Origin of the sequence: Mesorhizobium sp. M0678, assembly GCF_040320505.1 — a bacterium.
In the GTDB taxonomy this organism is placed as follows: domain Bacteria; phylum Pseudomonadota; class Alphaproteobacteria; order Rhizobiales; family Rhizobiaceae; genus Mesorhizobium.
Map to the genome: position 1 here is coordinate 1 of NZ_JAMYPT010000053.1, position 9298 is coordinate 9298.

Here is a 9298-nt window from a genome sequence, read left to right on the forward strand (position 1 = left end):
CTCGAAGAATATCATCGCGTCTCCCCATCGAAAGCTTGACCCCAGCACTCCGGTGCTCAGGTTCTCCTGGCCGCCGGATACGCACGTCTGCGGTCTTCACCGGGCTTCACCGGTCTTCACCGGATGGGTACCTTGACATGGGATACCGCGGAATGCGGTTGAATGAGGCGTGAATTCCGCTTCCTCCCGCGGAGGAGTCCTGCCCACTATTCCCGGGAAAGCGCCGGGCGCGCCGACACCAACTGTCGATTTTGTCGAGTCCGTAACACGGTGGTGTTCGGCTTGGCTCCTATGTACTCTCATTAACCCTTTGAAAGTATGGAAGAACATTTTCTGAAGCTCCTTCTGCTCAGTTGGCACGGTTTTTGAGCCTTCTTTGGAGCGAGGCAGCAGGAGTTGCCGGCGGCGGGGCAGAAAGCGCCCGCGTACTTGCCAAGCACTTTTCCAGAGGAAGCCAATGGACGAGAGAATGTCTTCCCCCACGAATGCCGAAGCTCAGGCGCGCGACTCGCAGCTTTGGGTCAATGCATCGCGCAACGCGCTCAACCGGCTGGTCCGCTGCCTGTTTGCCGAGCGTCTTCTTGAACCAGATGGATTATTGTGGGCGCGCGACGGTCAGGCCTGGCTCCCCCTTTGGCAGTCGCGCCGGGTTCTGCATTTCACCGACCTGCGTCGTGCACCTGCCGGAACATTGCAAAATCGTGGTCCCATCGAAATGCTGGACGGAATCGGCGGGGCCCGGCACCGGATCGATGACCCCTCCGGTCTCATAAGGCAGGTCGCGCCCGCTTTGGCGATTTCGCCTGCGTCGGACGGCTTGGAGAACCTTTTGCGCGACGTCGAAAACAGTGTGCGCAACGACGTCCTGGCGCGTCGCCACCGGGAGCACTGGAGCGCCGCGTTGCGCGAAAAAGTAGCTGAAGCAGGCGTGCAAGGATTCCTCGCCTATCTTGCTAAGAGCCTGCCGCCGCACCTGGCAGCCATGACTCTCGATCAGTGGGGCGCGTTGGAAGGTCACCCCTTTTTTCCGACATGGAAGGCCAAGCCCGGCCTGTCGCCTAACGACGTGACTGCATTGTCGCCTGAATTCGGTGCTCGTGTGCCCGTGCGCGTCACAGGGCTGCGCAAAGAATGGGTGTATGTCGAGAAAATGCCGCATGTCGGCAGCTATTCGGAATGGTTCTCACAAAACTTTCCCGACCTCTGGCGCGACTGGGCCGAAGGTCTGAATCAACGTGGAAAGTCGCCTGAGGACTGGCTTCCTCTGCCTGTCCATAGCTGGCATCTTGAGAATGTCGTGCGCCGTGAATTCGCGTCCGAGATCGCTTCCGGTGTTTTCGACCCAGATGGCCCGGAAGTCCTGACGCTGCCGTGCACGTCCTTCCGCACGATGCTGCCGGACACACGGGAAGTGAGGCCCTTTATCAAGCTGCCGGTAGCGATCTGGATGACCAGCGGAGAGCGTTCTCTACAGGCCAGATCGATTCGGATGGGGCCACGTCTCTGCACCCTGATTTCCGATATCCTGTCAAAAGAGAAGGATCTCCACAAGAGGCTGGAGATCCTCACCGACGAGCTCGGCGCAATCTTGCATCACCCCGAGACGGGCGACGAGCATCCGGGCCGCTTTCTTTCTGTTATGTATCGCAACGCCCACGCTTTGGCACGCAATGACGGCCTTTTGCCCGTTACTGCGGCTGCACTGTTGGCGGCAAGCCCGGTCAATGGCCGTCCCCTCATTTGCGAGTTGATCGCCAAGAACGGCGATGAAAGCGACGCGACCGTATCTGCGTTTTTCCGCGCCTATGCAGCGACCGTCATCCGGCCGACACTCGGCATGTATCTGCTTTACGGGATTGCCCTTGAGGCGCATCAGCAAAACAGCACGATCCTGTTCGATGAAACCGGCCCACGAAAACTGCTGATGCGTGATTTCCCCGCCAGCTACACTTTTGCCCCCCTGTTCAAGGAACGCGGGTACCGCCTAAAGCCCTTCAGTCGTAAGGAGATCTTACCTAGCACGTTCGATGACGATATCAGTCCCCTGCGCTCACTCGTCATCTATTCTTGCTTCATCTTGCATCTTCATGAGATTGCACTGTGCCTCAACGAACAATATACACTAACGAGCACGAGACTTTGGCGTATCCTGCGGGAAGAAACCGAGGCAGCTTTTGATGCGCTCAGGCCGCGGATGTTGTCGGACGCCTTCTGGCTGGAGGAACGTAAGGCTTTCCTTGAGAATCCCTGGCCGGCCCGCTCGGTGCTCCGGATACATCTGGAGCGCTATCGCGACAGTCGGGTCGAGCATGAGCTTCCCAATCCGCTGGCGGAAGCGGAATGACAAACGCCTCCGCCGCGCTTCGCGGCTTCGCCTGCTTTCGTTCTGCTGTTCGGCCTGCAATTCGTCTCCGTGGGTGCCACGGAAATATTGGCCCATCCCTGAGGCCACACGTTCCCCGTTGAGCCGGCGTCGGCACGCTGCCTTCGGTCTGGGGACTTCTGCACCGGTCGTCCGCTGACACAATCCGGTCGGGATAGCGGCGAGCGCTCAAGGGTATCACTGACCTGAAATGCGAGAAACAGATCAGCCCTTTAGGATGCTTGGCCATGATAAGCCACGGTATGGTTACAAGCATTAGCAGGACATACTGATCGAATTGCGCCGTGATCTGAACCACGCCCGCTACCTTCTTGAGATCGCCCATTCCAAATTCGACGAATTGCGGACCAAACGGGCCGATGTGGCCGAAATCAATACGGAGATCAGCACCGCCGTTCCGACCGAGGCGCTCAAGCTTCTCAATCGCAAAAACCAATGACACATCAATCCCGGCATAATAGTCCACGATCGCCTCTCCTTAATGGTTGGCACGGGCCTAGGCCATGACGCGTCCACACCATATTGTGAGGACGACCGCCTCGACCAAAATCCCTCAGTCGCCGGCGCGAGAGGCCCGTTAACCTATCTAGGCTTGCTGCCTGGCTGGGTTGTATGACGCCCTCGACGTCGCTGCCGTAGCCGCTGAGATCCGCGTACTGGTCGAGCGATTCGGCGTGGCGTTCGATCAGCACGGTCAGGGGGCCGCGCAGATCCAGTGACTCAGCGCCATGGAGCCATAATCAATACGATCAGATCATAATGACGTTTCCTTGTGCTTGAAACGTCAGCGGTATCCAAATCAGCGGTACCAAATTCTGGGCCGACACCCCCGGCGATCAACGCGGCGGTCGAGTTCTACGTTGACGCCGAGTCCTTGAAAGCAACGAAGGCAGGATAGGCGAGCCGCATACGATCCAATGGAGGATTCCGCCAGTGGACACGCACCTACAGCTCTAACGGGCTTTGCCGTTATAGCGCTATCCAAGAAAGGGGAACTGAACATGACGATTTCTCGACGCGACCTCATTAAAATGGGAACAGCCGCCGGAGCGGCCGTATCTTTTCCTTCGATCCTGCGGGCACAGGCGGCGCCAACCGACGCGCGGACGGTGCACATGGTGATGTACGGTAATCTCACCGTCTTCGATCCGGTCTTTAACGCGACTGGCGTAACCACCACCCACGGCCTGGCGATTTACGACACTTTGTTCGCGCTAGATTCCAAATCGATGCCGCAGCCGCAAATGGTCGGAAAATGGGGCGTTTCCGAGGACAAGAAGACCTATACATTCGAGCTTCGGGACGGGCTGGGCTGGCACGATGGCACCCCCGTCACCGCGGCAGACTGTGTTGCGTCCATCCGTCGCTGGGCGCAGGTCGATGGCGGCGGACAACTGCTCATGGAGCGAGCGAGCGATATCTCGAAGAAGGACGACAAGACCTTCACCATCGCGCTCAAGGAACCGCTGGGGACGTTGATTGAGTATCTAGCGAAAGAGTCGGGGCCAGTCCCTTTTATGATGCGCGAAAAGGACGCGAAACGCCCGGCAACCGAACAGGTAACCGCGAATATCGGATCGGGGCCGTTCAAGTTCAACGAAGCTCTTGCAAATCCGGGCGCGAAGTTCGCCTACGACCGCAATGAACATTACGCACCGCGCAAGGAGCCACCTGACGGACGGGCCGGCGGGAAGGTCGTCAAGGTCGATCGTGGCGTGTGGGACCAAATCTCTGATCCGCAGACTGTCTTGGCGGCCTTGCAGGCGGGTGAAATTGATTTCTATGAAACTCCTCCTGGCGATTTTTACTCAACGATCGAGAGCGATCCCAACCTTGCACTCCAGGTAATGAACCAGGGGGGGGAAAACGTCTGCATGCGCTTGAACCATCTGCAAAAGCCGTTCGACAACGTCAAGGCGCGCCAAGCGATGCTTCACCTGATTGATCAGGAGGCGTTCCTGCGCGTGATGACCCCCGATCCAAAATACGGCCGCACCCTTACCTCGATATTTGGAAACACTACATTGTATTCGAATGACGAAAATACAGGTTGGTACAAGAAGGGGGGGGACCCTGAAAAGGCTAGGCAACTCTTCAAGGAGGCGGGATACGCCGGCGAGAAGGTTGTCATTCTGCAGCCCACGGGCTATGCGATGAACAGCGACGCCGCGCAGCTTCTTGCGGCCGCACTGCGCAAGACTGGCGTCAATGCCGAGCTTGCGCCGAGCGACTGGGGCGGGCTTGTTGCGCGCCGGGCGAACAAGGGCCCCGTAGAGAACGGCGGATGGAGCATCTTCATCACGACCGATTACGATTTCGTTTTTGGCGATCCGGCTACCGCGATCTTCCTAAAGGCAGGCGGCGAGAATGCCTGGTTCGGCTGGCCGAAGAGCGACGAATTTGAGGCTCTCCGGGCCCAATGGGCAGATGTTCAAACGCTCGAAGAACGCAAGGCGCTGGCACGCAAGATGCAACGGATTTGGTGGGACTTCGTTGGTGACGTTAGGCTGGGGTCGGCTGTTTTTCCAATTGCCCGCCGCAAGACACTCACCGGCCTTATTAGCGGCGTGGGGGGATGGCCCCTGATGTGGAATATGCAGAAGGGCTGACGACACTATGGGCATTTACATCCTTCGCAGGATGGTTTCGGCCATCGCCGTTATGGCGATGGTCGGGGTCTTCGTCTTCCTGCTCCTCAGGCTGGCGCCGGGCGACCCGGCGGCCATCATCGCCGGCGATGCGGCCACGCCGGAGATGATCGCAGGCGTCCGCGAACAGCTGGGACTTAACGATCCGCTGCCAGTTCAATTCGTAACATGGGCACTCAGCATCCTCGGCGGCGACTTCGGAATATCAATTTTTTCTGGGCGCCCCGTTCTCGAACTGATCTCGCAGCGGCTGGAACCGACCATTTCACTGTCGATCTGGACGATGACCCTTTCGGTCACGATAGGAGTCTCCTTCGGCATCCTTGCGGCATGGCGAGTGGGCGGTCTCGTTGATCGCATCCTGACGGCATTCGCGACCCTTGGTTTTTCTGTCCCGGTGTTTGTCATCGGCTTCTTTCTCATCTACTTGTTCGCTATCAGAACGCGCTCGCTACCGGTCCAAGGATATCAGCCTATTGACCACGGCCTCGGGCCTTGGTTTGTGCACCTGATCCTGCCAACGGTGACTTTGAGCGTTCCCTATATTGCCTTCATCGCCCGGATCGCGCGGGCGAGCATGCTCGAAGTTTTGTCAGAAGACTATATGCGAACGGCCGCCGCCAAGGGTGCTTCGTCGTATGCCATGCTTTTCCATCATGCTTTGAAGAATGCCGGCGTCCCGATCCTGACCGTGGTCGGCATAAGCTTCGCCTATCTGATCTCTGGCGTCGTCATCACGGAAACGGTGTTCAACGTACCCGGTATAGGACGTCTGGTCGTCGATGCGATCAACAACCGCGACTATCCCATCATTCAGAGCGTGCTCATTCTTGTTTCGGGCCTGTACGTCCTCATCAATCTCACGGTCGATCTTTCCTACACCCTGATCGATCCCCGCATCCGGTACTGATATGACGATCTTGTCCGCACCAGTTGAATATGTCCCGACGGGCCGCCTGCGAATATCTGACCTTCCTCGTCTGGCAAGGCGGCATCCGCTGGTCATTGCAGGCGGTGGCCTCTTGGGGCTTTTGATCATTCTGGCGCTCGCCGCCCCGCTTTACGCCGGTGATCCGGTGAACATGGATCCATTCAAGCGCCTCCAGCCGCCTTCCGCCGAGATGTGGTTCGGGAGCGACAATCTGGGTCGTGACGTGTTTGCCCGAACGGTGTTCGGCGCCCGGATCTCACTAATGGTCGGATTGACGTCGGCGGTGGTTGCGGCTTTGGGCGGCCTTCTGATCGGTGTCATCGCCGGCTACAACCGCAGCTTCGATAACGTCGTCATGCGGGTCATGGACGGCTTGATGTCGATCCCGACGATGCTGCTGGCGATCGCCCTTATTTCTCTGACAGGGCCAGGGTTCGGTATCCTCATCGTCGCCATCACGATCCCTCAGCTTCCAAGCGTCACGCGGCTGGTCCGCTCGGTGGTTCTCAGTGTTCGGGAGCGTCCCTATGTAGAGGCCGCGCTCTGCGGCGGCGCGCGCCTGCCGAAAGTGGTGTGGCGGCATATCCTCCCGAGCACCATTCCGCCGCTCATGGTCCAAAGCGCCATAGTCTGCGCGGATGCGATTCTGACAGAGGCCGGGCTGAGCTTCCTCGGCGTGGGCGTGCCGCCCGAGATTGCCAGCTGGGGCAATATGATCTCCAGCTCTCGGCTCTATCTCGCCATCGCCCCAATGATGATTTTCGCCCCCGGCATCTGCCTTGCCGTCACGGTCCTTGCCGTCAACCTGCTCGGGGACGGTCTGCGCGATCTGTTCGATCCCCGCGCGAAGCGGAGGCGCTGACATGCAGATGCGAGAATCCGCAGGGGATGACGTGCTTCTCAACGTTCGAGACCTTGAGACGCACTTTTACGGCGAAGAAAGTGTCACCCGCGCCCTGGGCGGCATTAGCTTCCAGGTCAAGAAAGGCGAAACGCTCGGCGTCGTCGGCGAATCGGGATGCGGGAAGAGCGTCACCGCCCTCTCGATTCTTCGCCTGCTGCCGAAACTGACGGCCAGGACTGTCGGCGGCGAGGTCCGCTTTCACGGACGCGACCTGCTAAAGCTGTCCGATCGGGAGATGCGACAGATCCGCGGCGGCCAGATCGCCATGATCTTCCAGGAGCCGATGACGAGCCTGAACCCAGTCTATACGGTTGGCCGCCAGATCGCCGAGGCGGTGCAGATCCACACGAGAGCCTCCCGCCCAGTGGCGATGGCAAAAGCCGAAGAGATGCTCCGTCTCGTCCGCATCGCGGATCCCGAGCGTCGCGTAAATAACTATACCCATGAAATGTCAGGCGGCATGCGCCAGCGCGCCATGATCGCCATGGCCCTTGCCTGCTCACCGGAACTATTGATCGCCGACGAGCCAACCACTGCGCTTGACGTCACCATCCAGGCGCAGATCCTGCGTCTGATCATCGACCTGAAGGAGCGTATGGGAACGGCCGTGATGTTCATCACCCATGACCTGGGCGTCATAGCCGAGACATGCCAACGCGTCATTGTCATGTATGCCGGCCGGATCGTAGAGCAAGCGAGCGTGATAGATTTGTTTGCGCGTCCCGCGCATCCCTACACTCAAGGCCTCATGCGATCGGTGCCTGACCGGCGGCGCGGCCGTCAGCACCGCCTTCCTGAAATTCCCGGCATTGTGCCAAGCCTGCGCGAGCCTATTGTCGGGTGCAGCTTTGCGCCTCGCTGCCCGTTCGCAATAGACATTTGCCGCGAGAAGAGGCCCCCCATTCTTGATGTCGGGTCGAGCCACGCCGCAGCTTGCTGGCGCGCCGAAGAGGTAGTGGGCGTATGAACGGTCCTTTGCTGAAAGTCGAGAATCTGACCAAGCACTATCCGCTCGGTACCGGATTCCTGAAGAAGACCATTCCGGTGATCCGGGCGGTGGAGGATGTGTCCTTTTCCGTCGAGGCGGGCGAGACGCTCTGCATCGTTGGCGAATCCGGCTGCGGCAAGTCGACTGTGGCGCGGCTCCTGATGCGGCTCGTGGAACCGACGGGCGGGCGCGTGCTGATCGACGGGACCGATATTGCGGGCCTCACGAAACACGCGCTTCACGCGTGGCGCCGTCGGATGCAGATGGTCTTTCAGGATCCTTACTCGTCGCTAAACCCGCGCCTCACCGCTGGACAGATCATCACCGAACCCGTCGAGAATTTTGAGCGCCTCAGCCGCAAGCAGGGCCAAGCGCTTGCCGCAGATCTTCTCCGCAAGGTCGGCATGTCGCCGGAGATGATGCGCAGGCTTCCGTCCGAGCTATCGGGCGGCCAGCGGCAACGGCTCGGCATCGCGCGGGCGCTGGCCCTCCAGCCCTCGCTCATCATCGCCGACGAAGCGGTTTCAGCCCTTGATGTCTCTGTGCAGGCGCAGATCTTAAATCTGCTTCTGGATCTCCAGCAGCAGATGGGTATCGCCTTCGTCTTCATCTCCCATGATCTGGGTGTCGTAGAGCATATCGGCCATCGCGTTGCGGTCATGTATTTGGGGCGGATCGTGGAACTCGCCCAATGCGAGGCACTCTTCGCCAAGCCGGTCCACCCCTACACGGAGGCGCTGATCGCAGCAGCCCCGGTGCCGGATCCGACGCGGGCTCGGCTGGAGGTGCCCGTGGAGGGCGAGGTGCCAAGTCCGATCAATCCGCCGAGAGGGTGCGCGTTCCACCCGCGCTGCCCGCTCGCGGTCGAGCGTTGCCGCGTCGACGTGCCCCCCCTGGTGCCGATGGCAGACGGCCGGCTTGTCGCCTGTCATGTGCGCGCTGTGGCTGGCGACCTCCCGCACCAAACGGCTGTGACGGCCAGTTCTTCGTTCATTGAGCATAGCTATTAGGAGGAGTGTCTCATCGGGCGACAATGAGCCAACTGTTCAGAGCGCTCACGCCTCGGCGTTGAGCCGTCGCAGACGTGAAGCACTCCGAGCCAAGTCCTGGGGGAGCGAGATCGCCAATAAACGCCGGTGGAACTCGGAAAATAGAGCTGCCTGATCAGCGACAGCTGGCCGATGATCGGCAGATGCATTTGTCCTACGGTGATACCGCTCTCCTGCGTGTGGACGATCCCGGTAGTAACCCAAGCGGACCCAGACGCTGGACTTGCAACAATTTCGTAGTTGTGTGCGTCAAGTTCGGCAAAATGGCGTGGCATTGCGGTGACGTCGGCACTGTCCGCCGCGCAGCCCCCGTGTTTAGCGGAGCGGCGGACACATGACGGTGCTCAGGCGGCCAAGGCCCTCAGGCTCTCCTTCTTGTGCTCGCGCAGATGATC

Annotated in this window: 7 protein-coding genes; all 7 read left to right on the forward strand. The window is 59.6% G+C overall.

The window, feature by feature from the left end:
• The first annotated feature begins 457 nt into the window (after positions 1–457).
• The 7 genes from NKI29_RS32850 (at position 458) to NKI29_RS32880 (ending at position 8864) form a co-directional block, all read left to right on the forward strand.
• Complete coding sequence (locus NKI29_RS32850) at positions 458–2344, forward strand: IucA/IucC family protein (protein ID WP_352798621.1); 1887 nt, start codon at positions 458–460, stop codon at positions 2342–2344.
• A gap of 316 nt (positions 2345–2660) precedes the next feature.
• Positions 2661–2822: a hypothetical protein gene (locus NKI29_RS32855; RefSeq protein ID WP_352798622.1), complete on the forward strand. Its 162-nt coding sequence runs from the start codon at positions 2661–2663 to the stop codon at positions 2820–2822.
• Between the two features lie 562 nt (positions 2823–3384).
• Positions 3385–4992: an ABC transporter substrate-binding protein gene (locus NKI29_RS32860; protein ID WP_352798624.1), complete on the forward strand. Its 1608-nt coding sequence runs from the start codon at positions 3385–3387 to the stop codon at positions 4990–4992.
• 7 nt (positions 4993–4999) lie between these two features.
• A complete protein-coding gene (locus NKI29_RS32865) occupies positions 5000–5941 on the forward strand; it encodes an ABC transporter permease (protein WP_352798626.1) in 942 nt (313 codons plus the stop codon).
• Position 5942: 1 nt separating this feature from the next.
• Entirely contained in the window at positions 5943–6824 is an 882-nt protein-coding gene (locus NKI29_RS32870; protein ID WP_352798628.1) for an ABC transporter permease, read from the forward strand.
• A gap of 1 nt (position 6825) precedes the next feature.
• Positions 6826–7833, forward strand: a complete 1008-nt coding sequence (locus NKI29_RS32875) for an ABC transporter ATP-binding protein (protein ID WP_352798629.1) — start codon at positions 6826–6828, stop codon at positions 7831–7833.
• Positions 7830–8864 (forward strand): ABC transporter ATP-binding protein, encoded by a 1035-nt coding sequence (locus tag NKI29_RS32880; protein ID WP_352798631.1) that lies wholly within the window; start codon positions 7830–7832, stop codon positions 8862–8864. The genes NKI29_RS32875 and NKI29_RS32880 overlap by 4 nt, the downstream gene beginning before the upstream one ends.
• Positions 8865–9298: the final 434 nt, after the last annotated feature.

What these genes read in the sequence shown, in the direction of transcription:
- NKI29_RS32865 (WP_352798626.1), top strand. Translation starts at nt 5,000, where the DNA reads ATGGGCATTTACATCCTTCGCAGGATGGTTTCGGCCATCGCCGTTATG.
- NKI29_RS32860 (WP_352798624.1), top strand. Translation starts at nt 3,385, where the DNA reads ATGACGATTTCTCGACGCGACCTCATTAAAATGGGAACAGCCGCCGGA.
- NKI29_RS32875 (WP_352798629.1), top strand. Translation starts at nt 6,826, where the DNA reads ATGCAGATGCGAGAATCCGCAGGGGATGACGTGCTTCTCAACGTTCGA.
- NKI29_RS32870 (WP_352798628.1), top strand. Translation starts at nt 5,943, where the DNA reads ATGACGATCTTGTCCGCACCAGTTGAATATGTCCCGACGGGCCGCCTG.
- NKI29_RS32880 (WP_352798631.1), top strand. Translation starts at nt 7,830, where the DNA reads ATGAACGGTCCTTTGCTGAAAGTCGAGAATCTGACCAAGCACTATCCG.
- NKI29_RS32850 (WP_352798621.1), top strand. Translation starts at nt 458, where the DNA reads ATGGACGAGAGAATGTCTTCCCCCACGAATGCCGAAGCTCAGGCGCGC.